We start from the raw sequence: 26,185 nt of genomic DNA on the forward strand, positions 1-26,185 counted from the left end.
TTGCTTCATATTTTTACAGTGTATGCGTTTAACTTTTGGATTTTCGGAGAGAATGACCCATGAATGAGAATATGACCCAGGAATTTCAAGGCGCCACCAAATACGTGCTGGACCAGGAACTGGCCTCCATTGTCAATATATCCATGCGGCTGGAAATGCCGCTGCTCCTCAAAGGAGAGCCGGGCACCGGCAAGACCATGCTGGCCTATGCCATTGCGGAAAGTCTGGATATGCCCCTGATCGTTTTGAACGTGAAATCCAGCATGAAACTGGTGGAGGCCCTGTATCAGTATGATACCTTAACCCGGCTCAATGATTCCCGGTTCGGGGATTCCAAACGGGATGTGAGCAATATCAATGAATATATCAAAATGGGCAAGATCGGACAGGCGTTTGTGGCGGCCCGGCGCACCGTGCTGCTTATCGACGAGATCGACAAGGCAGACACCGATTTTCAGGATGACATGCTCGATGTGCTCGACCAGATGCAGTACGATATCATTGAGACCGACCAGACCGTCAAGGCCGCTCACCGGCCGGTGATCATCATCACGTCCAATGCCAAAAAAGACCTGTCGGACCCGTTTCTGGGCCGGTGTAATTTCCATCATATCGCGTTTCCGGATCCCAAGATGATGCGCAAGATCATTCATGTGCATTTTCCGGATCTGGATGAAAAACTGGCGGATAACGCCATCAAGGCGTTTTTCAGCATGCGGGACATTGACGGCATTGAAAAGAAACCCGCCACAAGGGAGTTGATCAACTGGATCAGAGCCCTGAATGCGGATCCGGATTTCCGGGTGAAAGACCTGATCAACGGGAAACTGCCGTTTCTCGGCGTATTGTTCAAAAAAAGTCCGGATTATGAACGTGCCCAGAATTTAACGTCCCGAAAACGCTTGTTTTAAGGGGTTGTCCCCATGTTTGTAAAATTTTTCTATACCCTCAAAGAGGTCGGCATCCCCGTGTCTCCCACGGCATTTCTCACGTTGCAGAAAGCCCTGTATAACGGCATGGTGGCCGGTCTGGATGATTTTTATACCTGTGCCCGGGCCATTCTGGTGAAAAGTGAACGGTATTTTGATCTGTATGACCAGGTGTTTGCCCATCATTTTGAAGGGGTTCCTTTACCGGATGATGAGGGGTTCGAGATCGATGAAATTGCCAGAGGATTGCTGGATGAATGGCTGAAAAATCCGAAAATGGTGGCGGATGCACTAGGCATCGATGAGGACAAACTCAATAAAATGACGCCGGATGAGCTGATCGAGTATTTCAAAAAACGGCTCAAGGATCAGGACGGACGTCATGACGGGGGCGGCAAATGGATCGGCACGGGCGGATATTCCCCGGTGGGCCATTCCGGATATCACCCAGGGGGCATGCGGGTGGGCGGCCAGTCATTGAACAAATCCGCGGTCAAGGTGGCCAATGAGCGACGGTACAAGGATTACTCCACGACCGGCCCATTGACCCAGGCCAATATCGGCGAAGCCTTGAAACGGCTGCGCAACCTGGTGCCGGCCGGACCCAAAGATCAGGTGAATGTGGATGAGACTATCAGAGAAACCATGCGCAACGCCGGGGAGATCGAACTGGTGTTTGACCGGGCCCTCAAGGACCGGCTCAAGGTGATTCTGGCCATAGACAACGGGGGCTGGTCCATGGATCCGCACATCGATATCGTTCAGACCCTGTTTGATTATGCCAGGGCTCAGTTCAAGGAGATCAAGACCTATTTTTTCCACAACACCATTTACGATTATGTGTGGGAGGACCCGGCCCGGTATAAGAAACCCAAAAAAATTGTGGAATTCACCCGGAATGACCCGGAAACCCGGCTGGTCATTGTGGGGGATGCCAGCATGGCACCCTATGAGCTGATGGCCCATGACGGTTCCATTCATATCAGTGAGCGCAGCGGCCGGCCCAGTATCGAGCAGCTCAGATTTCTGGCTCAAACTTTTCCCCACAGCATCTGGCTCAACCCGGTGCCGGAATCCATGTGGGGGTATACGCACACCATTATGACCATCAATACCATTTTCCCCATGTTTGAGCTGTCTTTGGACGGCCTGGAAAAAGCGGTGACAAAATTGATGGCCAAAGATTAGATGAAGCGGGTCAGGTAAAATTTGTGCTGAAAAACCGGTTGGTATTGTTGAAAATAGTAACGGCCAGGTCTTCGGGGTCCTGGTTCCGGACCCGGGCCAGGGTGGTCAGCACGGATGCCACAAAAGCCGGCTCATTGCGGCGGACTTTATTTTTCTGGGGGGCCGGGGTCAGATAGGGGGCGTCGGTTTCAATGAGAATCCGGTCTTCCGGAATCAACGGCGCCAGCTCCCGGAGCAGCCGGCCCCGCTTCTGGATGGTCAGAATCCCGGTGATGCCGATATGATATCCTAAGTCCAGGTATTGGAACATCTCTGTGCGGGTGCCGGAAAAACAGTGGACCACCCCTTTTCTGGAGGCCGGACCCTCTGATTTGATAATCTCATAAAACCGGCCCATGGAATCGCGCTCATGAAAAATCAACGGCAGGTCCAGTTCTCCGGCAATGGCCAGCTGGGCTTTGAGGCAGGTTTCCTGATCTTTTTGAGGGGAAAACATGCGGTTGAAATCCAGCCCGGTCTCCCCCCAGGCCTTGACACAGCCGTTTTCTTTTGCCAGGCAAATCAGACCGTCCAGGATGTCCGGGGCGCAATGGGCCGCATCATGGGGATGAATCCCCACGGCGGTAATGACATTGTCATATCGGGCGGCAATATCTATGGCTTTCCGGGTCATATCCGCATTCACCCCGGCAATGGTCATGGCAAGGACCCCGGCGTTGCGTGCCCGTTCAAACATGGCATCCATGTCTTGCTCAAAACAAGGGTCATCAATATGGCAGTGAGAGTCAAATAATATCATCACAGGTATCCTTATGGCTTTAAATACAAAGCCTTCACTGTTTGGAAGAAGCCGGGTTACGGGTCCAGTGAAGGCTTGGGTGTAAGAAAAACTGTTTTCAGCACTCCTTGACACATTCTGTATATATCAGTAAATTCGGCCTCAGTCAATCAAAGGGACGTGGGGGTGTGTCAATTCAAACACGGATGGATTGGAAAGATCATGAACCTGGACACGGGAAAAAACGCCATTATCCGGCTGTTCAATGTCACCAAACACTATGGGGGCAAACCGGCATTGCACAATGTGTCCCTGGACATTGAGCCCGGTGAGTTCGTGTTTATCTCCGGACCGTCCGGTGCCGGGAAATCCACGCTGCTCAAAGTGCTGTACCTGGCAGAAACCTTGTCTGACGGGCAGATTCTCATTGATGGCATGAATCTTTCCAGGATATCGCCGGCCCGGCTGCCTTTTTTGCGGCGGCGGTTCGGCATGGTGTTTCAGGATTTCAAACTGATCCCCACACTGACGGTGTTTGACAATGTGGCGTTAGCGCTGGAGGTGGCCGGGAAAAACCCGTCATTTATCAGAAAAAAAGTCAGGCATGTGCTCAGGATCACGGGTATGGAAAAAAAAGCCCATATGCTGCCGCCCACCCTGTCCGGAGGCGAGCAGCAGCGGGTGGCCGTGGCCCGGGCCGTGGCCGGAGATCCGGATATCATTCTGGCGGATGAGCCAACGGGCAGCCTGGATCAGGTGTCTGCCCGGCGGGTACTGGAGATCCTTTTGGCATACCACAAAAAAGGGGGCACGATTCTGGTGGCCAGCCATCATCTTCAGCAATTGCAGACCGTGGTGACGGGCCGAAGCATTGTGCTGGAAAAAGGCCGGCTGATATCCGCCACCCGCCTGGAACCATACGCCACATGAAGCAAAAGGGACCGTGTATGTCATGATCCGTTATTTTCAAAAAGCTTTGGCAGATATCCGATCCAACCGGTTTTTAAATCTGATCACCATGGTGACGATTTCGTTGTCCATTCTGATGGTCTCATTGTGTCTGCTGGTTTTTGAAAACCTGGGCCGGATCATGGACGGCTGGAATCAGGAAGGCCGGGCCATGGTGTATCTGGTGCCTGAATTTTCCACACAGATGCGCCCGGAGCTGGCATCGGCCATCACACATATGGACGGGGTTGTTCAAGTCACATTTGTTTCAAAAGACCAGGCCCTGGCGCGTCTGAAAAACCAGATGGCCGAGTCCACCCGATTTCTGGATACGCTGAAAGAAAATCCGTTGCCCCATGCGTTTGAAATTCGAATACAGACCCGGGCGGGGTTTGAACCCGTGGCCGCCGTTGTCCGGCAGATCGAGTCCCTGGATCTGGTGGAGAGCGTGGAATACAACCAAAAGTGGCTGGCCCGGATGCTTGATTTATTTCAATTGTTCCGGCTGATCGGGTATGTCGTGTGTGCGCTGTTTTTACTGATCGCCTTTTTTATCACTGCCAGCACGGTGCGGCTGGTGTTTCATTCCCGGCAGTCGGAAGTGGAGATCATGCGGCTGGTGGGGGCGACGGACCGGTTTATCAAAATGCCGTTTTATGTGACCGGGCTGATACAGGGAGCCGTGGGCGGCATTCTGGGATTGATGATACTTTTTGCGGCCTATCTGGCCGCATGTTCGGGCATTTCCCAAAGCATGGGGAATCTGTTTCATCTGGATGTCCGGTTTCTTTCTGTTACGGCCATGGGGGGAATCTGGGTTGTCAGTACATTTTTAGGATGGTTCGGGTGTTATCTTTCCTTAAGACAACTGTTAAAATAATTCTGGTGTCAGGCGGTTTGATATGCGGCCTGCCGGCCGGGTTGCCGGCAAACACGGTGGATTCTCTGACACAGGAAAAGCAAAATATTGAAACCCGCATGCACGGGGAAGAATCCCGGGTTCGTGAGTTTTCCCAAAAGGAAACCCGGTTGATCCAGGATCTGGATACAATTGATTACCGTCTGAATCAGGCCCGAATCCGGGTGAAGATGCTGTCATCCCGGATCAGTGAACTGGAAAAAAACATGGCGGCCCTCCAGGCGGACCGGCAGGACCTGTCCCGCCGGATCGATGACCGTCGGACATATGCTCAAAATCGTCTGGCTGCGCTTTACCGGATGCATGCGGCAGGCCGCCTGAACATGATGACACGGCCGGCCACGGTGTTCGATTTTCTGGTGAACCGCCGGGCTATGGAACAGGTGGTGGACGCGGATTATGAAATCATCGGCAATTTGAACAGGGACCTGTCTCAAATAAAGGCCCTTGAAGCCCAGATGACGGAACAGAAAGCCGCCATGGATAAGCTTGAGCATGATCTGGCCCAAGAGATCCAGATCATGACCCGGACGTCTGAAAAAAAACAAACCATTCTGCATGCCGTCCAGAATCAGAAAAAAATGGCCCATGCGGCCCTGGCATCCTTGAAAGAATCAGCAGATGCGCTGGACCGGCAGATAGCCGGTTTTGAAAAACACAGAAAGTCCGACCCGGATATGATGGTGTTTTCCCGCCAGAAAGGCCGCCTGATGCCGCCGGTGGCGGGAAAAATCATCTCCCGGTTCGGTATCACACAGTCCGGTGATTACAAATCCTTCACTTTTCAGAGCGGAATTGATATAAGAGGAAAACAGGGTGAACCGGTCCGGTCCGTTTTCAGGGGCAATGTCATCTTTGCTGAATGGCTGAAAGGGTATGGCAATATGGTTATCATCAACCATGGAGAAAATTATTATACCCTGTATGCCCATTTACAGGAAATGTTCAAGAAAAAAGGTGATGGCGTGGATGCCGGTGAAGTGATCGCCACCTTAGGTGATACCGGATCTCTGAAAGGCGTGTGTCTTCATTTTGAGCTCAGGCATCATGGCAAACCGGTGGATCCCTTGAAATGGTTAAAAAAAGGAGCATAAAAAAGTCATGACAATTCGATGTTTATCCTTTCCAAAATGCCTTGGAACCTTATTGTTCCTGGGGCTGATATGTCTTTTTGTCCCGCCGGCCCATGCCGAGACCGATCCCCCTTATGAATCATTGAAGCTGTTTGTGGCGGTTCTCGAAGAGCTGGAAAGAAATTATGTGGAGGACGTGGATGCAGACACCCTGATACACAACGCCATCAAAGGGATGGTGGAGAATCTGGATCCCCATTCCAGCTTTATGCCGCCCCAGGCCTTTGAAGACCTTCAAGATGATACCAAAGGGGAGTTTTCAGGGATCGGTATTGTGATTACGCTCCAAGACGGCATTTTAACGGTGGTGTCTCCCATTGAAGGAACCCCGGCGTATGATGCCGGGATTTATGCCGGGGATATCATTGTCAAGATCGATGGCGAATCCACCAAAGGCATGGCATTGTGGGAAGCGGTGAATCGGATGCGCGGTCCCCGGCATGAAGAAGTCATGATTACCGTTATCCGGGAAGATGAACCCGCACCCCTGACCTTTTCCCTGAAACGGGATCTGATTCCCATGACCAGCGTCCGGTCGGCCGTACTGACTCCAGGATACGGATATGTCCGGGTGACCAATTTTCGGATGAACACCCATGAAGAGATGGGGCGACAGCTGGAAGCACTTGAAGCAGAAGCCGCTCCTTTGAAAGGGCTTGTGATTGACCTGCGGGACAATCCCGGGGGACTGCTGGACCAGGCCATCAAGATGGCGGATTTCTTTTTAAATGCCGGGACGATTGTTTCCATCAAGGGTCGGGATCAGAAAGACAACCAGGACTATCAGGCCCATTCGGACCGGTTTGATAAAGATTACCCCATTGTCGTGCTGATCAACGGCGGGTCTGCCTCAGCATCGGAAATTGTGGCCGGTGCATTGCAGGATCATGCCCGGGCATTGATTCTGGGAACACCGTCTTTTGGGAAAGGGTCGGTCCAGACGGTTCGACCTCTGAAGGATGGATATGGGTTGAAATATACCATTGCCAGATACTACACGCCCAACGGCCGTTCCATTCAGGCCAAAGGAATCCAGCCGGATATCGAGGTGGATTCCGGGATTCTGGAACAAACCCGGAAAAAAGCCTCTGTGTTCGACCGGATGATAAAGGAAAAAGATCTGCCGCACAGCCTGATGCCCGAAGAAGATGCAAAAGAGACCTCTTCGGAAGAAACCTCTTCGGAAGAAACCGTTCCGGATGTATCTGAACAACAGCGTCAGATCAAGGAATCAGCCGAGCTTCTTCAGGATGTTCAGGTAAAACGGGCCCTGGATATTCTGATCAGTTACGGGGTGTTCAGTAATCTCAATGACAAGTAAAAAAACCGCTTCCCGGAAAACAGCGGGTGCCAAAAAAACAGCAGCTGGCAAAAAAACAGCAACTGCCAAAAAACCGGCCGGGAAAAAAAAATCAACCGGGTCCAGGCGCAAAAGCGGCAAAAAAACACAAACCGATCTGAGGTCTCAATTGAAAAAGATCGGGATCGGATTGATGGTACTGGTGGCGGTGTGTCTGACCGGGGCCATGGTGGCGGATCTGCTGATCCGCCAACCCGTGCCATCTGGCTTGGAAAACACAGCAACCCGAACCAAGCTGCCGCCTGAAAAAACAGATGCTCCCAAAAAAACACCGCTTCCAAAACCGCCTTCCAAAGCGGTCAAAGAGACCCGGGACGCGGATCATATCGCACCGCAGTCCGGGCTGATGGAAAAAAACGGGCATCCGGTCCTGTATGAAGTGTTTGAAGAAACCGTGCCACCTCCCCGAACCGGAGCCGATCATCGTCGGGTTCCGGAAAGCGGTGATGGCCTGTATGAAATCGCCCTGATTATCGATGATATCGGATATGATCAAAAGATGGCCATGGCCCTGTATGCACTGGAACCCGATATCAGTTTCTCTATTCTTCCCTGGTCTCCCCATGGCCGGGCTATTGCAGGAATACTCAGGGAAAAAGGGGCGCTGATCATGCTGCATCTGCCCATGGAACCGGTCCAGTATCCGGATGTGAATCCCGGGCCCGGGGCCTTGCTCACAAGCATGTCTCCGGATATGCTCATTGCGCAACTGGAAAAAAACATCGATGATGTGCCCGGGGCATCCGGGGTCAACAACCATATGGGCTCCCGGCTGACCGCCGAAGCCGGCCAGATGTATCAGGTATTTACCATTCTAAAGAAAAGAAATCTGTTCTTTGTTGATTCCATGACCGCACCCAAATCACAATGCCGGGCAGCAGCCCGCCTGCTTCAGATACGCTTCAGTGAACGGGATGTGTTTTTAGACAATATTCAGGAACAAGCCTATATTACCGGCCAGTTTGCCCAGTTGAAAAAAATTGCCAGAAAACATGGCAGTGCCATCGGTATTGGTCATCCCTATCCCGCCACCCTGAAAACCCTGAAAGCTGAACTGTCCAAAATCAAAGGGGAATTTAAAATTGTACCTGCCAGCCGGATGGTGATGATCCCCGGCTGATCGACAAGGAGAAACCAATGACGCAGATCTGGAAACAACCTTTGAATCTGGCACCGTTTGCACCGGTCATCGATCAAACCATTGTGGGCCATATGGGCATTGAATTTACTGAATTCGGGCCGGATTTTATCTGTGCGGCCATGCCCGTGGATCACCGCACCATTCAGCCCATGGGGATACTGCATGGCGGCGCGTCCGTGGTGCTGGCTGAAACCCTGGGCAGCGTGGCATCGTATCTGGCCCTGGACTCGGATCATTATTCCGTGGGACTTCAGATTACCGCCAACCATCTCAAGCAGGTGCGCAAAGGAAAAGTGATCGGCACGGTCCGGCCGGTGCATCTGGGCCGCACCACCCATGTCTGGGACATCATTATTGAAAATGAGGCGGGTGAACCCGTGTGTGTGTCCCGGCTTACCATGGCAGTGATGCCGGTGGTACAGCCGGAATAGCCGGGATCGGCGGAATCCCTGCCGGTTTTTCGGCATGCCCGTTGTCAAATGGCAAAGGACAGGGGCAATCATGGCAAGAGCCCGCCCCCGCCATCGGCCAACATCCAATACTCACCTGGTATTTAAATCAAGGCTTGACAGATCGATGTTTTGTAAGTAAGTTTCACTCACCTTTGGCTGGAAACACGACTAAAAGAAGGGCAGGCATAATGAAAACACCCGCCAGAACCGGTCCGCCGGGAAAAATAAAGATCATGACCGCGTTTTCCCGTCTCATGGAAACCAAGGATTTCCAGTCCATTACCACAGCGGAGATCGCCGGGAATGCCGGGGTGACCGAAGGGTTGATCTATAAATATTTCACGGACAAAAAAGACCTGCTCCATCAGGTGCTGCATCAGCATTTCGCCGCGTTTCAGGCCGGAATTGAAGCCGGTATCCAGGAAAAACAGACCTGTATCGGGAAGCTGGAAGCCATTATTTTTGCCAGCCTGGACAGCTATACCCACAACCGGGTACTGGCCCGGATCCTGCTGCTGGAAGTGCGCAATTCCCTGTCCTATTTTGAGTCCGGGGCCTATGCCATGGTGAAAATATATGCAAGAACCATTCTGGATATCATCCGGGAAGGCATGGAAACAGGGGAACTTCGGCCGGACATGGATCCTTTTTTGTTGCAAAAGGTCATTCTCGGGGCCATTGAGCACACTTGCCTCAAACAGGTGATATTTGACAAAAAAATGGATGTGACCGCCGCAGCCGGCGGCATTGTGGACATTATATTCAACGGAGTGAAACATCATGGATGTCATTGAAATTGACGCGATTCTGGCGGCCGCAGCCCAAAATAATCAGTCTGCACTCACGGAAGCCGATGCCAAACGGATTTTCAAGGCGGCCGGCATGCCCGTGGTTTCGGAAATTGCAGTAAAAACCGCACAAAAAGCAGCGGATGCAGCCCGTGAACTTGGATTTCCCGTGGTTCTCAAAGGATTTGGTTCAACGATTTTGCATAAAACCGAAGCCGGGCTGGTCTGTCCGGGTCTGGCCACGGCTGCGCAGATTGAGACGGCGGCCCGGAAAATGACAGATCAGGCCGGCAAGGACCTGGAAGGATTTCTGGTACAGCCCATGGTCCAGGGAAAAAGAGAGCTGGTGGCCGGTATGTTCAGGGATCCCCAGTTCGGGCCGGTGGTTATGTTCGGTCTGGGGGGCATCTTTACCGAAGCAATTAAGGCGGTGGTGTTCAAGATCGCGCCGTTGACGGATGCGGATATGGACGACATGCTGACTTCCTTTCCCGGTGCTGAGCTGCTCAACGCATTCCGGGGAGAATCCCCCTGTGATTTGCAGACATTGAAAACGGTTTTAAAAGGACTTTCAGATCTGGCGCTTTCCCGGCCGGAAATTCGGGAAATCGATATCAATCCTTTAATCATTGCGCCGGACGGCCGGCCGGTGGCCGTGGATGGGCTGATTGCCCTTCAACACGTTCAAAAAACAGAAATTTTCCGGCACCCGGTAGATCTGAAAACCCTGGGCGCCTGTTTTTATCCGGAAACCATCGCTTTTGTGGGGGCATCGGCCACCATCGGCAAATGGGGCCATATGCTGCCCACCAACACCCTGTCCCGGGATTACAAAGGCCGGATCTATCTGGTGAATCCCAAGGGAGCGCCTATCATGGGCCGGCCGGTATTCCGGTCGGTATCAGATATTCCTGAAGATGTGGACCTGGCCGTGGTGACCGTGCCGGCCCGGCATGTCAAAGGACTGATCCCCGAGCTGGCTGCCAAAAACGTCAAAGGCATGCTGCTGGTCACCTCCGGGTTCCGGGAAGTGGGAGAAACAGGGGCGGCCCTGGAAAAAGAGGTGGTGGATGCTGCGGCACAAGCCGGTATTCTGGTGCTGGGACCCAACACCATGGGGCTGTGTAATCCCCATGTACAGCTTTACTGCACTGCGGCCCATGCGTATCCGCTGCCCGGGTCCACGGCCCTGGTGTGTCAGTCCGGGAATATGGGGACCCAGCTGCTGGCGTTTGCTGAACAGCAGGATATCGGTATCCGGGCTTTTTCCGGATCCGGTAATGAAGCCATGGTCACCATCGAGGATTACATGGAAGCCTTTGAAATCGATGCATTGACCCGCACCGTGGTGCTGTATATCGAAAGTGTCAAAGATGGCCGGCGGTTTTTCAACAGTGCCCGGCGGGTATCGCAGAAAAAACCGGTGGTGGTGCTAAAAGGAGGCCGCACCGAGCAGGGAAAACAGGCGGCCGCCAGTCATACCGGTGCCATGGCATCGAATGCAAAAGTATTTGACGCCGCCTGCCGGCAGTCCGGTATTATCCAGGTGGAACAACCTCTGGAACTGCTGGATCTGTCTGCGGTGTTTTCCTCGCTGCCGCTGCCCTCAGGCAACCGGGTGGCCATCATGACGTTGGGGGGGGGCTGGGGCGTGGTTGCTGCCGACCTTTGTGCGGAGCACGGGCTGATTGTGCCGCCGCTGCCTGAAGAGATTATCGACAGACTGAACAGGGTACTGCCCGATTTCTGGAGCCATGGCAATCCCGTGGATATCGTGGGAGAAGGAAACCCGGATATTTCTAAAAATTGTCTGGAAGAACTGCTCAAATGGGACGGGTGTGATGCGGTCATTCACCTGGGAATCCACGGCAAACGGGTCCTGGTCAACAATATGGTTCAATCGGTTTCCAATACCGACCCGTCCATCACTGCAGATCAGGTGGCGAATTTCAAACAGGTCGTGCTGGAAATCGAAGAAGATTACACCCGGTTTGTGGTGCAGATGACCCATACATACAACAAGCCGGTGCTAGGAGTGAGCCTGTTGACGGATGGCGCCAGCAAAACCCTTTACCGGTTCGATGATCTGGATTACAAAGGCGTGTTTTTCGCTTCTCCGGAACGGGCGGTAAAATGTCTGTCTGCCATGCATCAATACCAGGAATGGCGCCACAAACAAGGGTAAAAAGATCCCGGTTGAAACTTATCCGGTTTTGTTCTAAGGTGTGATAATACAATTGTGAACCCGAAATTTCAGGAGAAACGTCCATGCCATCCCAGATAACCACAGCCACGTTTATGAAAATGAAACAGCAGGGGAAAAAAATCACCACATTGACCGCGTATGACTATCCTTTTGCAAGAATACTGGACCAGGCCGGTATTGATTCCATTCTGGTGGGGGATTCTCTGGGCATGGTGGTCCAGGGCAGAGAAACGACATTGCCCGTGACCATGAATGAGATGCTGTATCATACGGCCATGGTGGCCCGGGCCTGTCAACGGGCTTTGGTGATCGGAGACATGCCGTTTATGTCCTATCAGGGCGCTTTGAATGATGCGGTTCAGAACGCCGGCCGGTTTTTAAAGGAAGCCGGGGCGTCTGCCGTAAAACTGGAGGGCGGGGCTGACGTGTGTCCGGTGATCACGGCACTGGCCAAAGCCGGGATTCCGGTGCAGGCCCATATCGGCCTGACACCCCAGTCGGTTCACCAGATGGGCGGTTTCAGGGTACAGCGGGACGAGGAGCGGCTGCTGAAAGATGCAAAGGATGTGGAAGCGGCCGGTGCGTTTTCCGTGGTGCTGGAAGGAATTCCGTCTCCCATATCTGAAAAGATCACCCAGGCGTTGAAAATCCCCACCATCGGTATCGGGGCCGGTCCCCATTGTGATGGTCAGGTGCTGGTACTCCATGACATGCTGGGAATCAATGACCGGTTTCTGCCCAAATTCGTGAAAAAATATGCGGATCTGGCCGCTGCGGCGGGAAAAGGAGTGGCCGACTATATTGAAGAGGTGCAGCAGGGCCGGTTTCCCTCGGATGAATATGAATACAAATAAAGCCCCAAAACGGTTCTGCATCATCGGTTGCGGCCGGGTGGGCATCAACCTGGCGGTGTTTCTGGCACGCCAGGGATATTGTCCCGGGGCATTTGTCAGCAGAACCCGGGACTCGGCCCAGAAAGCAAAGGACTGGGTCCAGGGCGGGACCGTGTTCAATGATCCGGCAAAAGCAGCCAGAGACTGTGATCTGATATTTATTGCCACGCCGGATGTCCAGATCAAACCGGTTTGTGACCAGGTGGCGGCGGCCAAAGGATTTGATGCGCACAGTGTGGTGTTTCATCTGTCCGGGGCCCTGTCATCGGATATTCTGTCGTCGGCCCGGGAAAAAGGGGCTGCCACGGGATCGCTTCACCCGCTTCAGTCGTTTGTGCCGTATGCACCGGATGCGTCATCCCCGTTTCAAGGGATCAATATATCCATCGAGGGCACGGATCGGGCACAGACCATGGGTCAGCAAATCGTGACCCAGTTGAAGGCCCGGCCCTTTACCATCCCCACAGATGCCAAAACCCTGTACCATGCCGCTGCTGTGGTGGCCTCCAATTATCTGGTGACGGTGGCGCATTTTGCCCTGACCCTGCTGGGAAGTGCCGGTCTGGCCCCGGACAAGGCCTTTGATATTCTGGCGCCTTTGATCCAGGGCACTTTGGGCAATATTGCGTCCCAGGGCAGTGTCAATGCCCTGACCGGCCCGGTGGTCCGGGGCGATGAAACGATCATCGCCCGGCACCTGGCTGATATTGATAAAAAAATGCCCCGATATTCAGATCTTTACCGGCTGCTGGGTCAGCACACGCTGGAGATCGCCAGAATGAGACCGGATTTTCCCCGGGCCGCTGACCCGAAACTGACGGATCTGTTGAAAAAAACGTCTGACTGACGTTCTGTTATATCTTGTTCAGTACCAGCGGGGTCTGCCCTGATTTTTCAAGCGTCAGGTTGGCCTGTTCCAAAGCGGTTTTGCTGGAGATGACCGAAACACCCGCCTGCCTGCCATCCAGGTCAAAGTATTTTTGAGCGATGGCTTGGACCCGGTTTTTGTCCAGCTGAAGCAGCTGATCCTTGAACTGCCGGCGGATTTCGTCGGTGAGCCGGGCGATATCCCGGTAAAACGCTTTCATGGCGGCCGGTCCCGGGGTTTCCGGTTTATCGATATCAGAGCACACCTGAAGAATGGCTTCCTTGACATCGGTCTGGGTGTAATCTCCTTTCATGATGTATTCACAGGCTTTTTGGTAGACATCCAGGGTGCGTGTGATATGGGGATCCCGATAGGAACCCAATGAGAAGATGCCTTCTTCGGAATTGTAAATGGCAAATCCGCCGTATGCCCCGCCTTTTTCCCGGATTTCCCGGTGCAGAAACAATGCCCGCAGAATTTTACTGATCACGGACAGACCCGGGGCGTCTTCATGGGTGATTCCCACGGTTTTAAAAGACTGGCCCACAAACGAGACCGCTGTGTTGGTCATCCACCCGTCCCGGGGGGCTTGCGTGTCTCTGGGAATGTCCGGGGTGAAAAATGCCGGCCTGGATCCGTCCGGCAGTGCGACAAGCATCTGTCCGATGGCCTGATCCGCCTGCTGGATGGCATCCAGACTTCCGATAACGGCCGGTTTGAAATTGTCTTTGCGTAAGATTCCCCCGGCCATGGTATTCAGGTTTTCCGCCAGTTGTTCCATCACCGGTTGCGCTGTCTCTGGATCCGTTATGTTCTGAACGATCTGTTTAATGGTCTGGTACTGGGCAATGCCGTGCCAGATTTCATTGATGTGGGATGCCATGGACAGATGCCGGGATGACAGGGAAATGGCATACCGGTGACCGGTGGCGACAATGGAGGATTCCATGCCGACTTGGTACTGGAGCAGCAGATTTTTCAACCGTTCCAGATCAGTGAATCCATAAGTCAGAACAAATTCCTTTACAATGTCGAACAGATGGGGAACGTTCCGGTCCAGCGCTTTTCCCTGGAGCGCCAGAAACACATGGGAATCCGCTTCCTTGTCAAAATAGGTGCCGGAAAAAGGAGACAGGGTCACCCCGCCGGTGTACCGGTCTATTTTTTCCGCCATCCGGATATAGGATTGACGGGCGGTTCCGCTGTGGGTAAACGCCTGACAGAAAAAAGGGACCAGGGGAAACAACGATGTCGCCACATGACCGGCCCCCATGGGGCAGGTGAAATACAAAATGCCGGAAGTGGCCTTGTCATAGCCGGCCGCATGTGTCACCCGGTCCAGTTGGTCCGGAGAGATCATCTCAATTTCCGGTGGCACGTCCGTTAATTCCAGTGTGGGAAGCACGGACAGATCTTCCTGCTGCTCCTGTATTTGCTCCAGCTGAGTTGCATCCTGTTTGATTTTTTCCAGATCTTGTTGTGACAGATTCTGATATATTTTTGTCAGTTCTTTTTTGATCTGGTTTTCCGTGGTTGATTCCAGGTCCGGGTCAGGTGCCAGGGTAAACAGCACCCGGTGGGGGTTGTCAATAAAATAGGTTTTCAACCGTTCTTCCAGAAATCCGCCTTTGGCAAGGGCCTGTTGCAGCCGTTCCAGGTCTGCGTCAATGTTGATGCAGGACACGGGATCTCCGTCATGGATCAGATTGCCGGTAAAGGAAAGCAGCAGTTTGATGCCAAAAGGATACGGAGTGTTGGTGATCTCTTTCCTGTAAAATTCGATCTGGTGAATGGCGGATTCAACCAGATCCGGGGCAATCCCTTCTTTTACCAGCTTTTCAAGGGTTGAAAAAACAATGGATTCCACCTGGGCCACGGCACTTTTTTCTATGTCTTTGAGCCCGATGGCAAACATGGCATCCCGGTTGTCGGGTTCAAATCCGGACGCGTCTGCCAGTGCAGATCCCAGGTTGGAATCGATGAGCGCTTTTCTTAACGGAGATGCAGCATTTCCGATCAGAATCTGTTCCAATACAGTGAGTACCAGCACTTCAAATGCATCTTTGGCATCGCAGGTGAGCCAGGCCACACACCCCTGATATTTTTTATCCATTGTGTCGGTATCGGAATAGGCATATGTGTATGTTTCCTGTCGAGGAGTCTGCCACCGGGGCTGGGCAGGCACTGAGGAATCCACGGACAAAAAATCGAAATCGTGCAGCACCTTGTCATGGATGAACGCCAGGGTTTTTTCCAGAGGCAGATTTCCATAGGTGTAGAACTGGGCGTTGGAAGGATGGTAGTACCGGCTGTGAAAGCGTTTAAGATCCTGCCAGGTCAGTTTCGGGATTTCCAAAGGATCCCCGCCGGAATTGTTGCTGTAGGTAGTGTCCGGATACAGGCTCTGGAGCAGTGCCCGCCCCATAACTTGCGAGGGTGAGGACATGGCGCCTTTCATCTCATTGTATACCACACCTTTGTACACCAGTTCAGGATTCTGGGATGGGTCTATATCCAGGCGGCTTCCTTCCTGTTTAAAGCTCAATTCATCGATTTTCGGGAAAAAGGCGGCATCCAGGTACACATCCATGAGATTAAAATAATCTTTTTCGTTCTGGGTGGCAAACGGATACATGGTCCAGTCGGATGCGGTGAACGCGTTCATAAATGTAGACAGACTTCGCTTGATCATGGAAAAAAACGGATCACGGACATTGAAATGGCGGGATCCGCACAAAACGGTGTGTTCCAGTATGTGGGCAACCCCGGTTGAATCAGTGGGAACCGTTCTGAAAATAACGCTGAAGGTGTTTTCCTTATCCTGGTTGGCAATATGAAAATGCCGGGCCCGGGTTTTGTCGTGCACCAGCTGTATTAATGTGGAATCAATGATGGGCAAAGGGGTGACGGCGACAACTTTGTAATTGTGAATGCGCTGGCCAGGGGTATATGTGTGACAGGTCATAAAAAGGGTTTCCGGTAGATTAAGTGGTTTTGTAAGTGCCGCGGCGGACCCGCTGAATTTTTCCCAAAGAGTCCAGCCGGTAAATGATGTTTCTCAGTTTTTTGTCTTCAAATCCAGTGGCATCCATGATGGTTTTGAAATCAACCCCGTCGGGATACCCGGCAATGATTTCCAAAGCGATTGCGGACGCACTTTTCCGCCTGCCCGTTTTTTTGCGGGGTTGCCGTTTTGTGCCGGGCTGCTTCTGTTGAATGAGCTGTTCCAGCGTGTCAAGTCTGGCATGAAGATGGTTGATATCCTCTTTTGTGGGCATATCCAATCGTTGCAGCAGGGTTTTGATAAGCCCTTCCCAGTTGGTTCCAAGGTCCACGTTGTGTGACATGACGTATCTCCTGATTATTAAAGGTTGTGTTTTTACGTAATAATCCCGCGTGTACCGGTCGTGCCGGTATTGAATATTACGTCGTATTAACGTATATTATTAATTTGCGTGGTTTAAAATTACTTCTTGAAATAAAGAAAGTCAAGCAGCAATATGATATATCCAGGGCAGTTACTCAAAGAAAAACAGATTTATGCCGGTAAGGAGATGGGGCAGAATTTTCTGTCAAACCCGGAAACAGCCCGTATGATTGTGGACCGGACCGGTATTGATCGCCATACAAGGGTGCTGGAAATCGGCCCCGGTTTGGGCGCCTTGACCATTCCCATTGCAAAAATAACCCGCCATATCACGGTGGTGGAAAAGGACCGGCGGTTGATTCCCTTGCTGACGCAGGTGCTTGAAAGCCATGAAATCGACTGGGTCCGGGTGGTGAACCAGGATTTTCTGAAAACCGATATTGCTGCTTTGGCCCAGGGGCAGAAACTGGTGGTCATGGGCAATCTGCCCTACAATATTTCGTCTCAGATTCTGTTTCAATTGATCCGGGCACGGGATTCGGTGGGCAGCGCTTTTTTGATGTTTCAAAAAGAACTGGCGGACCGGATCCTGGCAACTCCGGGCAATAAGGCTTATTCGCGGTTGTCTGCGGTTTCCCAATATGCCGCCGATATAAGGCGGCTGGTGAATATCGGGCCGGGTGCTTTTTTCCCGAAACCGGAGGTGGATTCCACGGTACTGTCATTTGATTTTTTTTCTTCCCGGTCCTTTTCTCCGGACATGGAACAACAACTGTTTACCGTGATCAAGGCGGCATTTTCAAAGCGCCGAAAATCATTGAAAAATTCTCTGGTCGGCCCGGATCTTGGGCTGGACAAACCCACGATTGCACAAGCGCTGAAAAACGCGGACATAACACCGGAACGCCGGGCTGAAACCCTGAGTGTGAAAGAATTTGAGACATTGACCCGGGCGGTGGAACCGTTTTTAATAAAAGAGTGAAGATGAAAATTTGTGTTTGGATGGTGAAAACCGATTCAGAATAAAAAAGGAAAAATCATGATCAGAGCCAATGAAAATTATCAGAAATTAAAAGCGTCCTATCTTTTTTCAGATATTGCCCGGCGTGTGGATCAGTTCCAGAAGGAAAATCCGGATATCCGGGTGATTCGTCTGGGCATCGGAGATGTGACAAAAGCCTTGCCTCCGGCGGTGGTAACCGCATTCCACAAAGGCGTGGATGACATGGCAGATGACGCCACGTTCCGGGGATACGGCCCGGAACAGGGGTATGCGTTTTTACGGGAAAAAATTGCAGTCCATGATTACCAGGCACGGGGAGCGGATATCTCGGCGGACGAGATCTTTGTCAGTGACGGCGCCAAATGCGATACCGGCAATTTTCAGGAACTGTTTGCCGGTGATATTAAAATCGCGATTCCGGATCCGGTGTATCCGGTGTACCTGGATACCAATGTCATGGCCGGCAGAACCGGGGAATTTGTGGACGGCCGTTATAAGGACATTGTCTACCTGGATTGTATCAAGGAAAACCGGTTTCTTCCCCAGTTGCCGGAAACCCCGGTGGACCTGATCTATCTGTGTTTTCCCAACAACCCCACCGGCACCTGCGCCTCCAAAGCTGATCTGGCCCAGTGGGTGGATTATGCCCGCAAGAACCACGCATTGATCTTGTTTGATGCGGCGTATGAATCTTTTATCCGGGATGCATCTTTGCCCAGAAGTATTTATGAAATCGACGGGGCCCGGGAAGTGGCCGTGGAATTCAGAAGTTTTTCCAAAACCGCCGGATTTACCGGGACCCGGTGCGGATTTACCGTGGTTCCCAAAGAATGCCGGGTGTTTTTGAACAACGGGGAGACCGTGTCTCTGCACGGGCTGTGGAATCGCCGTCAGAGTACCAAGTTCAACGGGGTTTCCTATCCCGTGCAAAAAGCTGCAGAAGCCGTATACACCCGGGAAGGACAGGCCCAGATCAGTGAATTGACCGCCGGGTATCTGGAGAATGCCGATATCATCGGTAAAACCATGGTCGACTTAGGATTTGAATATGTGGGGGGAGACAATTCCCCTTATATCTGGGTGGACGGCCAGGGCCGGGATTCCTGGGATTTTTTTGATCTGCTGCTGCATAAAGCCGGGGTGGTATGTACGCCTGGCGGCGGATTCGGCAGATGCGGCAGTCCATATATCCGGATATCCGCGTTCAACAGCCGGGAAAACGTGGTCGACGCCATGACGCGGATGAAAGAGGCATTGAAATGAGTCATTTTTTTAAAGTGAAAACCCTGGACGATGTCCTGTCCATGACCCGAAATTTCGATCCTGCTGATACCGAGAGGGTGGATATCAGTGATGCGTTTTCCAGAATCCTGGCACAAAACCTGACAGCGCCCGGGGATATGCCGGGATTTAGGCGGGCCACCATGGATGGATTTGCCGTCAATGCCGCTGCTACCTTCGGGGCCTCGGAATCCACACCCGCCTGGCTGGAGATCCAGGGAACGGTTCTGATGGGTCAGGTGCCGGATTTTGAACTGGGGCCCGGAAAAGCCGTCCGGATCTCCACCGGGGGCATGCTGCCCAAAGGGACGGATGCCGTGGTGATGGTGGAGCATACCCAGACCATAGATGATGCATCGGTCGAAATTTATAAAAGCGTGGCACCGCTTCAGCATGTGATCGATGCCAATGAGGATTTTTCATCCGGGGACGTGGTTCTGGAAGCCGGTACATTCATCCGTCCCCAGGAGGCCGGGCTGGCTGCCGGGCTGGGGTTCACCACGCTGCCCGTACACCGGGTGCCGGTGGTGGGTATTATTTCCACGGGAGATGAAATTATTCCCATCGACCAGGAACCGGCCCCGGGCCGGATCCGGGATATCAACTCCTATGCCCTGAGCGGTTTTGTTCAGGAAGCCCATGCCAAAGTGATCCGGTACGGGATTGTCAAAGATGACCCGGATCAGTTGCAAGCGGCGTGTGAAAAAGCCCTGGCACAAACCGATATGGTGCTTATTTCCGGGGGCAGCTCCGTGGGGACCAGAGATTATACCGTGGAGGTGCTTTCCGCGCTGCCCGATACCCGGATACTGGTCCATGGCATGTCTGTGAGCCCGGGCAAACCCACCATTCTGGCAAAAAGCGGCACCAAGCCGGTATGGGGTTTGCCCGGCCAGGTGGTCTCCGCCATGGTGGTGATGAAAATGGTGGTGATCCCCTTTTTAAACCGGATTCAGGGGTACAGACAACCGAAACCTGTGATGCGGGTGCCGGCTATACTGACCCGGAACGTGGCGTCTGCCCAGGGCCGTCGCGATTTTGTCCGGGTGATGCTGGAAAACGGCCCGGATGGTATGACGGCAAAGCCGGTTCTCGGCAAATCCGGCCTGATTCGAACCATGATTCATGCCGACGGTCTTCTGGATATCGGCGAAAATCTGGAAGGGCTGGAGAAACATACCGTCACCCAGGTGATTCTTCTTTAAAATGCCAACATGAGGAAAGCAGTGATGACATCTAAACGAAATGTGTATCTGGATACACAACCCATTGAAACAGCCCGGCAGATTCTGATGGACCGATTTAAAGACCGGGTTACCGATGTGGAGACCATCGATGTGACAGCCGCCCAGGGGCGTGTTCTGGCTTCACCGGCAATTGCTAAACTGTCCAGCCCCAATTTTCACGCGGCCGCCATGGATGGGATGGCCGTGGATGCGAAACAGACATTCGGTGCCAGCGAAGATGCCCCCAAAGTGCTGGTTCCGGAAGAAACCGGTTTCTGGGTCAATACCGGCCATGCCATGCCGCCCGGCACCAATGCCGTGATCATGATCGAACATATCAATATCATTGATGAAACAACCGTTGAAATTGAAGCACCCGTGTTTCCCTGGCAGCATGTGCGAAAAATGGGCGAAGACATCGTGGCCACCAAACTGCTGTTTCCCAGAGGCCATCAGATCAATGCCTATGCCATGGGAGCTTTGTTGTCCGGGGGCGTGTTTCAGGTCAATGTGTACAAAAACCCCCGGGTCCTGATCATTCCCACCGGGTCGGAACTGGTTCAGTGGCATGAGACATCTCCGGAACAAATGGTTCCGGGACAGGTAATCGAATCCAATTCCACGGTGCTCAAAGCCCTGTGCCGGGATAACGGGGCTGTTGCCGACCGTCATCCCATGCTCAAAGATGATCTGGAAACAATTACAAACGCGGTGGACCGGGCAGTGAAGGGCGAGTATGACATGGTGTGCATCATTGGCGGTTCCTCAGCCGGGTCTGAAGATTTTGCAAGGCCGGTGATGGCATCCTTAGGCCGGGTCATGGTTCACGGGGTGACCATGATGCCCGGGAAACCGGTATTGATGGGAGATCTTTCCGGAAAGCCGGTATTTGGTATTCCCGGATATCCGGTTTCCGCCATTGTGGCATTTGAGCAGTTTGTGGGGCCGCTGCTGCGCTTTATGCAGAAACTGGCACCTGTGGAAGACCGGTTTGAACCGGTGGCTCTGGCCCGGAAAATCGCTTCCAAACTGGGGCAGGATGAGTTTTTGCGGGTAAAGATCGGATCCGTGGACGGGCGGCTCATCGCCTCCCAGCTGCCCAGGGGGTCGGGCAGTATCACCACATTGACCGAAGCCGACGGCATCATTCAGATCCCTAAGGATGTGGAAGGGATTTCCGAAACCGAAACCCCGACTGCCCGATTGCTCAAACCCTTGTCCGCCATCGAGAATACCCTGGTGATCACCGGGTCCCATGACAATACCCTGGATCTTTTGGCCGACCAGATGCGGCGCGATCATGACGGCATTAATATCTCATCGAGTCATGTGGGAAGCATGGGCGGGCTCATGGCGATTCGGAACAATGCCTGCCACCTGGCCGGGGCCCATCTCCTGGACCCGGAAGACGGTTCCTATAATGTCAGTTATATCAAAAAATATCTGCCCAATATGCCGGTGCGCCTGGTAAATCTGGTCATGCGGCAGCAGGGATTCATCGTGCCCAAGGGCAATCCGGAAAATATCGGGTCCATCAAGGATCTCAAAAACAAAAAACTGCGGTTCATCAACCGTCAGGCCGGTTCCGGCACGCGAATTCTTTTTGACTATAAGCTGCTGGATGCCGGTTTGACCCCGGCGGATATCATCGGATATGACAATGATGAATATACGCATATGTCGGTGGCTGTGGCCGTGTTGTCCGGCCGGGCCGATGCGGGTTTGGGGATCATGGCAGCGGCCCGGGCACTGGATCTGGACTTTGTGCCCATTGTCACGGAATCTTATGACCTGGTGATACCGGAACGGTTTTTCAATACACCCAATGTCCAAATTCTGCTGGAGACCATTGTCGGCGATGCATTCAAGCAAAGGGTTCAGGCCTTGGGCGGGTATGGTGTTGAAAGAACCGGGCAGGAAATCCAGATATAAAAAAACGGCGGGTTTATCATCAAGATAAACCCGCCGGATCAGTCGAATCAATTGTCAGTAATTGTGGATGTTACTGACGCTGGTTTGACCTATGGGTGAAGTTCCACCCGTCGGTTGAGGGAACGGCCGATTTCGGTGCTGTTGAGAGCGACCGGTTTGCTGAATCCGAATCCCTTGGTGGTCAGCCGGTCTTTTGAAATACCGTTGTTTGCAAGGTAGTCAGCGACGGCATTGGCGCGTCTTAAAGACAGGCCCATGTTGTATTTTTCGGTGCCGATGTTGTCGGTATGTCCCTGGAGCTCCACGTTCATGCCGGGGTTCTTTTTCATGATTTCCACCACTTCATCCAGCAGATGATAGGCTTCCGGTTTGATCACGGCTTTGTCGAAATCAAACAGGACATCTTCCAGAATCCAGCAACCCACCGCATTCACGCGTGCGCCTATCGGGGTGCCGGGGCACTGGTCATTTTCATCATAAACGCCGTCACCGTCAGAGTCATTTTTTACCGGTGCCGGAGCGGGTGCCGGAGCGGGCGCGTCTTTAAGGAATACCTGAGATACGAATCCAGCCATACCGCCACTGGGCAACAGATCGTCTGCCGTGGTGAAAAAACCGCATCCACCGATTTCAGCAATATCCTGAAGCAGTTGACGGCCTTCGGGTGCATCTCCTACCAGTACCGGGTAGATGCACAGGGAGGAACCGAATCTGTCTTTAAGTGCCTGGGCCTGGCCCCGCACATCGGTCATGTCTTTACCATCACTGATGATAATCACCGCTTTGTTCGTTCCGGGCAAAGTTTCCAGATCGGTTTGAGCTGCTGCCAGGGCCTCATCCAGGGGGCTGGTTCCGCCCGGTTTAGTCACATTCCCCAATCCATCCGCCATCGCGGCAGTTGCATAGGGTTCCATGCCGTAAAACAATCTTGTTTTGTTTGTGCATACAGAGGGGAGATGACCAAACGTCCGGAGACCAGCGGTTTGACCCAGTTCCGGGATTGTCATGTTCAAACGCTGGGCAACGGTTTTGGCGATGTCAAATTTGTTGTCATGCCGCATGGAGCTGGATGCATCCATGATCACCAGAAAATTGTCCACGTTGGATTCTTTTTTCTCCAGATCGAACTGGGCCGGGGTGAATGTGCCGAAATCAACCGGCTCTTTGGCGGCACAACCGAACAGAAATGTCAGTGCCAGCACGGATAAAAAACTTTGAATAACCCATTTTTTTTTCATTTTTTTCTCCTTGTTTTGATTAGGGTTAACGTTGACGGGTAGTGAAATCATTTGACTTTTTAGATATATAATCGAATTCAATATGCCATACCGATTCGTTTCTAGTTAAGAATCATACAAAAGATTTTGGGTGAAATCAACTGAAATTAATATTCTGTTTTATGAATAGAAAATCTTTTTTTTCAAAAGGGTGCCCTTCATCCGCTTTCCTGCGCAACTAAATTCTTGCAATTTCGGGCGAACAATACTATTTAAGGATGCTGTTTTTCACAGCCGCTCAGATTGACACTCAATGTCTTTGATCAAGGAAATGGCAAGTTATATGGAAATATATCAGGCAGTCATACTCGGGATTTTACAAGGATTGACCGAATTTTTACCGGTGAGCAGCTCCGGTCACCTGGTGCTGGGACAGCTTTTTTTCGGCATCACGGAATCGTCTCTGGCATTCAATATCAGTGTGCATATGGGAACACTGGGGGCTGTGGTGCTGGTGTATTTTGCCGACATCAGGGGCATGGTGTTGTCCGTGCTGTCTGGTATGGCAAAGACAATCAAACGGCAGCCGGTTGCGTTTGAATCAGATGCGCATTTGAAACTGGCCGTATTCATTATAGCGGGTTCGGTTCCCACCGCCCTTATCGGTATGGGGTTGAAAAAATTCGAGGATGTCTTGTTTACATCCGGGCTGCTGGTGGGAGCCATGCTTCTGGTGACCGGAACCATTCTGTGGATATCCCGGGGCTTTTACCGGACTGAAAAAACCGGAACCCCTCTGGATCTGAAAAGGTCTTTGATCATCGGTGTCAGCCAGGGGCTGGCCGTGATTCCCGGTATTTCGAGAGCCGGTACCACCATTGCCTGCGGTATGTTCTGCGGCCTGGACCGGCAGACTGCGGCCAGGTTTTCATTTTTATTGTCCATCCCGGCCATTTTAGGGGCGCAGCTCATCAGTATTCTGGAATCTTTGGATCAGGGTGTACAGTTTGACGCCGTCGTGATTTATGGTACACTGACGGCATTTGTCAGCGGGTTGATGGCATTGAAACTGCTGATAAAACTGGTGCATGCGGGGAAATTTCATCTGTTCGCCCCGTACTGCTGGGTGTTGGGAATCCTGGTGGTGTTGTCAACGATTATCTGAAATTTTTTCAAGGAGGAGATATATGGAGTCAGGAATTTTCAGAGAATATGATATCCGGGGGGTGGCCGGTGTTGATATCCTGGATGAGGATGTGAAAAATATCGGCAAAGCCTTCGGGACCCTGGTGAACCAGAAGGGCGGACAAAAAGTATCCGTGGGCCGGGACTGCCGCCTGACATCGGACAGATATTCGGATCTGTTCATACAAGGGGTGTTGTCCACCGGATGTGATGTGGTGGATATCGGCATGTGCCCGACACCGGTGTTGTATTTTTCCATTCAGCACCTGGATCTGGGCGGGGGCGCCATGATCACGGCCAGCCATAACCCGCCGGAATACAATGGATTTAAACTCATGAACGGCCAGGATTCCATTCACAGCCAGGGATTGCAGGAGATCCGGAAAGTCATCGAACGCAGCGCCTATATCACCGGTTCCGGCCGCCTCACCCGGGAAGATGTCCTGACCCCCTATAAAAAATATATCACCGATCATATCACCATCCCCACTACGATTCGTCTGGGCATTGATGCGGGGAACGGCACCGGCGGCATCACAGCATTGCCGGTTTTAAAGGAACTGGGGTGTGAGGTCCACGATCTTTTCTGCGACCCGGATGGAAATTTTCCCAACCATGAGGCAGACCCCACCCAGAAGAAAAATTTAGGCGATCTCATTGCCCTGGTAAAGGAAAAGAATCTGGATCTGGGGGTGGGATATGATGGGGACGGGGACCGCATCGGTGTGGTGGACAAAAACGGAACTGTGATTTACGGGGATCAGCTCATGGTGATCTATGCCAGGGAGATTCTTTCCCGCAAACCCGGTGCCACCTTTATTTCCGAAGTCAAGTGCTCCATGGTCATGTATGATGATATCCGCCGTCACGGGGGCAACGCCATCATGTGGCGCACCGGCCATTCTTTGATCAAGAAGAAAATGAAGGAAGAAAATGCCGATCTGGCCGGAGAAATGAGCGGGCACATGTTTTTCAAGGACCGGTATTTCGGATTTGATGATGCACTGTACGCCACCTGCCGGCTTCTGGAAATTCTGGCCGCCACAGGCAAGGGCGTGGATGAACTGATCCAGGATCTGCCCAAAACTTTTACCACCCCTGAAATCCGCGTGGAATGTCCGGATGAAATCAAGTTTGATGTGGTGGCGAAAATTACGGCCCATTACAAGGCAAAGCAGGAAGTGATCGATATCGACGGCATGCGGGCCGTGTATCCCGACGGCTGGGGTCTGGTGCGGGCCTCCAATACCCAGCCGGCCCTGGTGCTCAGGTTTGAGGCGTTGACCTCTCAGCGCCTGGACGAGATCCAGAAAGACATTGAAACCACCTTGAAACAGATCATTTCCCAGACAACATAAAAAGTGTAAATTT

General features: G+C 52.4%; 22 protein-coding genes. 18 read left to right on the forward strand and 4 right to left on the reverse strand.

What is annotated here, in order from left to right; genetic code table 11:
- Positions 1-59: 59 nt before the first annotated feature.
- Together K365_RS0101480 and K365_RS0101485 are read left to right on the forward strand one after the other, a co-directional pair.
- A complete protein-coding gene (locus tag K365_RS0101480) occupies positions 60-911 on the forward strand; it encodes an AAA family ATPase (RefSeq protein ID WP_006967918.1) in 852 nt (283 codons plus the stop codon).
- A gap of 12 nt (positions 912-923) precedes the next feature.
- Positions 924-2,117, forward strand: coding sequence for a vWA domain-containing protein (locus tag K365_RS0101485; protein ID WP_024333227.1), 1,194 nt, complete (start codon positions 924-926; stop codon positions 2,115-2,117).
- A 10-nt stretch (positions 2,118-2,127) separates the two neighbouring features.
- On the opposite strand, the gene K365_RS0101490 is transcribed toward K365_RS0101485, so the two are convergent.
- A complete protein-coding gene (locus K365_RS0101490; RefSeq protein WP_024333228.1) occupies positions 2,128-2,916 on the reverse strand; it encodes a TatD family hydrolase in 789 nt (262 codons plus the stop codon).
- Positions 2,917-3,117: 201 nt separating this feature from the next.
- On the opposite strand from K365_RS0101490, the gene K365_RS0101495 reads away from it, so the two are divergent.
- The 10 genes from K365_RS0101495 to K365_RS0101540 all read left to right on the forward strand — a co-directional run bounded on the left by K365_RS0101495 (position 3,118) and on the right by K365_RS0101540 (position 13,582).
- Complete coding sequence (locus K365_RS0101495; protein ID WP_024333229.1) at positions 3,118-3,825, forward strand: cell division ATP-binding protein FtsE; 708 nt, start codon at positions 3,118-3,120, stop codon at positions 3,823-3,825.
- 22 nt (positions 3,826-3,847) lie between these two features.
- A complete protein-coding gene (ftsX, locus tag K365_RS0101500; RefSeq protein ID WP_024333230.1) occupies positions 3,848-4,723 on the forward strand; it encodes a permease-like cell division protein FtsX in 876 nt (291 codons plus the stop codon).
- Positions 4,690-5,856: a murein hydrolase activator EnvC family protein gene (locus K365_RS26265; protein ID WP_169432916.1), complete on the forward strand. Its 1,167-nt coding sequence runs from the start codon at positions 4,690-4,692 to the stop codon at positions 5,854-5,856. Before ftsX ends, K365_RS26265 begins: the two co-directional genes overlap by 34 nt.
- Positions 5,857-5,863: 7 nt before the next feature.
- Positions 5,864-7,216: a S41 family peptidase gene (locus K365_RS0101510; protein ID WP_024333232.1), complete on the forward strand. Its 1,353-nt coding sequence runs from the start codon at positions 5,864-5,866 to the stop codon at positions 7,214-7,216.
- Positions 7,206-8,375, forward strand: a complete 1,170-nt coding sequence (locus K365_RS26270; RefSeq protein WP_024333233.1) for a divergent polysaccharide deacetylase family protein — start codon at positions 7,206-7,208, stop codon at positions 8,373-8,375. The genes K365_RS0101510 and K365_RS26270 overlap by 11 nt, the downstream gene beginning before the upstream one ends.
- A 17-nt stretch (positions 8,376-8,392) precedes the next feature.
- Positions 8,393-8,827 (forward strand): hotdog fold thioesterase, encoded by a 435-nt coding sequence (locus tag K365_RS0101520; RefSeq protein ID WP_006967910.1) that lies wholly within the window; start codon positions 8,393-8,395, stop codon positions 8,825-8,827.
- 209 nt (positions 8,828-9,036) lie between these two features.
- Positions 9,037-9,642: a TetR/AcrR family transcriptional regulator gene (locus tag K365_RS0101525; RefSeq protein ID WP_006967909.1), complete on the forward strand. Its 606-nt coding sequence runs from the start codon at positions 9,037-9,039 to the stop codon at positions 9,640-9,642.
- Positions 9,629-11,821, forward strand: a complete 2,193-nt coding sequence (locus tag K365_RS0101530; RefSeq protein ID WP_024333234.1) for an acetate--CoA ligase family protein — start codon at positions 9,629-9,631, stop codon at positions 11,819-11,821. Before K365_RS0101525 ends, K365_RS0101530 begins: the two co-directional genes overlap by 14 nt.
- Positions 11,822-11,904: 83 nt before the next feature.
- Positions 11,905-12,696 (forward strand): 3-methyl-2-oxobutanoate hydroxymethyltransferase, encoded by a 792-nt coding sequence (panB, locus tag K365_RS0101535; RefSeq protein ID WP_006967907.1) that lies wholly within the window; start codon positions 11,905-11,907, stop codon positions 12,694-12,696.
- Positions 12,683-13,582 carry a Rossmann-like and DUF2520 domain-containing protein gene (locus K365_RS0101540; protein WP_024333235.1) on the forward strand — a complete coding sequence of 300 codons (900 nt, stop codon included), beginning with the start codon at positions 12,683-12,685 and terminating at the stop codon, positions 13,580-13,582. The genes panB and K365_RS0101540 overlap by 14 nt, the downstream gene beginning before the upstream one ends.
- Before the next feature lie 7 nt (positions 13,583-13,589).
- On the opposite strand, the gene K365_RS0101545 is transcribed toward K365_RS0101540, so the two are convergent.
- Both K365_RS0101545 and K365_RS0101550 read right to left on the reverse strand, forming a co-directional pair.
- Entirely contained in the window at positions 13,590-16,568 is a 2,979-nt protein-coding gene (locus K365_RS0101545) for an insulinase family protein (protein WP_024333236.1), read from the reverse strand.
- A gap of 19 nt (positions 16,569-16,587) precedes the next feature.
- Positions 16,588-16,950 carry a hypothetical protein gene (locus K365_RS0101550; RefSeq protein WP_006967904.1) on the reverse strand — a complete coding sequence of 121 codons (363 nt, stop codon included), beginning with the start codon at positions 16,948-16,950 and terminating at the stop codon, positions 16,588-16,590.
- A gap of 153 nt (positions 16,951-17,103) precedes the next feature.
- Between K365_RS0101550 and rsmA the strand changes: the two genes are divergently transcribed.
- From rsmA to K365_RS0101570, 4 genes are read left to right on the forward strand one after another with little or no spacing between them, the layout of a single operon-like run.
- Complete coding sequence (rsmA, locus tag K365_RS0101555) at positions 17,104-17,952, forward strand: 16S rRNA (adenine(1518)-N(6)/adenine(1519)-N(6))-dimethyltransferase RsmA (RefSeq protein WP_024333237.1); 849 nt, start codon at positions 17,104-17,106, stop codon at positions 17,950-17,952.
- 57 nt (positions 17,953-18,009) lie between these two features.
- Positions 18,010-19,236, forward strand: a complete 1,227-nt coding sequence (locus K365_RS0101560; protein ID WP_024333238.1) for an LL-diaminopimelate aminotransferase — start codon at positions 18,010-18,012, stop codon at positions 19,234-19,236.
- Positions 19,233-20,459: a molybdopterin molybdotransferase MoeA gene (locus K365_RS0101565; protein WP_024333239.1), complete on the forward strand. Its 1,227-nt coding sequence runs from the start codon at positions 19,233-19,235 to the stop codon at positions 20,457-20,459. Before K365_RS0101560 ends, K365_RS0101565 begins: the two co-directional genes overlap by 4 nt.
- 24 nt (positions 20,460-20,483) lie before the next feature.
- On the forward strand, positions 20,484-22,412 hold the full coding sequence (locus K365_RS0101570; RefSeq protein ID WP_024333240.1) for a molybdopterin biosynthesis protein: 1,929 nt from the start codon (positions 20,484-20,486) through the stop codon (positions 22,410-22,412).
- Between the two features lie 89 nt (positions 22,413-22,501).
- Here K365_RS0101570 and K365_RS0101575 read toward each other — a convergent pair whose 3' ends face one another.
- Positions 22,502-23,650 carry an OmpA family protein gene (locus K365_RS0101575; RefSeq protein ID WP_024333241.1) on the reverse strand — a complete coding sequence of 383 codons (1,149 nt, stop codon included), beginning with the start codon at positions 23,648-23,650 and terminating at the stop codon, positions 22,502-22,504.
- Positions 23,651-23,972: 322 nt separating this feature from the next.
- Here K365_RS0101575 and K365_RS0101580 point away from each other — a divergent pair, with 322 nt between their 5' ends.
- On the forward strand, positions 23,973-24,794 hold the full coding sequence (locus K365_RS0101580; RefSeq protein ID WP_024333242.1) for an undecaprenyl-diphosphate phosphatase: 822 nt from the start codon (positions 23,973-23,975) through the stop codon (positions 24,792-24,794).
- A 22-nt stretch (positions 24,795-24,816) separates the two neighbouring features.
- Entirely contained in the window at positions 24,817-26,172 is a 1,356-nt protein-coding gene (locus tag K365_RS0101585; protein ID WP_024333243.1) for a phosphomannomutase/phosphoglucomutase, read from the forward strand.
- The last annotated feature ends 13 nt before the right edge of the window (positions 26,173-26,185 follow it).

This window comes from Desulfotignum balticum DSM 7044, assembly GCF_000421285.1.
Classification (GTDB): domain Bacteria; phylum Desulfobacterota; class Desulfobacteria; order Desulfobacterales; family Desulfobacteraceae; genus Desulfotignum; species Desulfotignum balticum.

Excerpts from the sequence above, each read along its gene's own strand:
- K365_RS0101480 (WP_006967918.1), top strand. The coding sequence starts at position 60 with ATGAATGAGAATATGACCCAGGAATTTCAAGGCGCCACCAAATACGTG.
- K365_RS0101485 (WP_024333227.1), top strand. The coding sequence starts at position 924 with ATGTTTGTAAAATTTTTCTATACCCTCAAAGAGGTCGGCATCCCCGTG.
- K365_RS0101490 (WP_024333228.1), bottom strand. The coding sequence starts at position 2,916 with ATGATATTATTTGACTCTCACTGCCATATTGATGACCCTTGTTTTGAG.
- K365_RS0101495 (WP_024333229.1), top strand. The coding sequence starts at position 3,118 with ATGAACCTGGACACGGGAAAAAACGCCATTATCCGGCTGTTCAATGTC.
- ftsX (WP_024333230.1), top strand. The coding sequence starts at position 3,848 with ATGATCCGTTATTTTCAAAAAGCTTTGGCAGATATCCGATCCAACCGG.
- K365_RS0101510 (WP_024333232.1), top strand. The coding sequence starts at position 5,864 with ATGACAATTCGATGTTTATCCTTTCCAAAATGCCTTGGAACCTTATTG.
- K365_RS26270 (WP_024333233.1), top strand. The coding sequence starts at position 7,206 with ATGACAAGTAAAAAAACCGCTTCCCGGAAAACAGCGGGTGCCAAAAAA.
- K365_RS0101520 (WP_006967910.1), top strand. The coding sequence starts at position 8,393 with ATGACGCAGATCTGGAAACAACCTTTGAATCTGGCACCGTTTGCACCG.
- K365_RS0101525 (WP_006967909.1), top strand. The coding sequence starts at position 9,037 with ATGAAAACACCCGCCAGAACCGGTCCGCCGGGAAAAATAAAGATCATG.
- K365_RS0101530 (WP_024333234.1), top strand. The coding sequence starts at position 9,629 with ATGGATGTCATTGAAATTGACGCGATTCTGGCGGCCGCAGCCCAAAAT.
- panB (WP_006967907.1), top strand. The coding sequence starts at position 11,905 with ATGCCATCCCAGATAACCACAGCCACGTTTATGAAAATGAAACAGCAG.
- K365_RS0101540 (WP_024333235.1), top strand. The coding sequence starts at position 12,683 with ATGAATACAAATAAAGCCCCAAAACGGTTCTGCATCATCGGTTGCGGC.
- K365_RS0101545 (WP_024333236.1), bottom strand. The coding sequence starts at position 16,568 with ATGACCTGTCACACATATACCCCTGGCCAGCGCATTCACAATTACAAA.
- K365_RS0101550 (WP_006967904.1), bottom strand. The coding sequence starts at position 16,950 with ATGTCACACAACGTGGACCTTGGAACCAACTGGGAAGGGCTTATCAAA.
- rsmA (WP_024333237.1), top strand. The coding sequence starts at position 17,104 with ATGATATATCCAGGGCAGTTACTCAAAGAAAAACAGATTTATGCCGGT.
- K365_RS0101560 (WP_024333238.1), top strand. The coding sequence starts at position 18,010 with ATGATCAGAGCCAATGAAAATTATCAGAAATTAAAAGCGTCCTATCTT.
- K365_RS0101565 (WP_024333239.1), top strand. The coding sequence starts at position 19,233 with ATGAGTCATTTTTTTAAAGTGAAAACCCTGGACGATGTCCTGTCCATG.
- K365_RS0101570 (WP_024333240.1), top strand. The coding sequence starts at position 20,484 with ATGACATCTAAACGAAATGTGTATCTGGATACACAACCCATTGAAACA.
- K365_RS0101575 (WP_024333241.1), bottom strand. The coding sequence starts at position 23,650 with ATGAAAAAAAAATGGGTTATTCAAAGTTTTTTATCCGTGCTGGCACTG.
- K365_RS0101580 (WP_024333242.1), top strand. The coding sequence starts at position 23,973 with ATGGAAATATATCAGGCAGTCATACTCGGGATTTTACAAGGATTGACC.
- K365_RS0101585 (WP_024333243.1), top strand. The coding sequence starts at position 24,817 with ATGGAGTCAGGAATTTTCAGAGAATATGATATCCGGGGGGTGGCCGGT.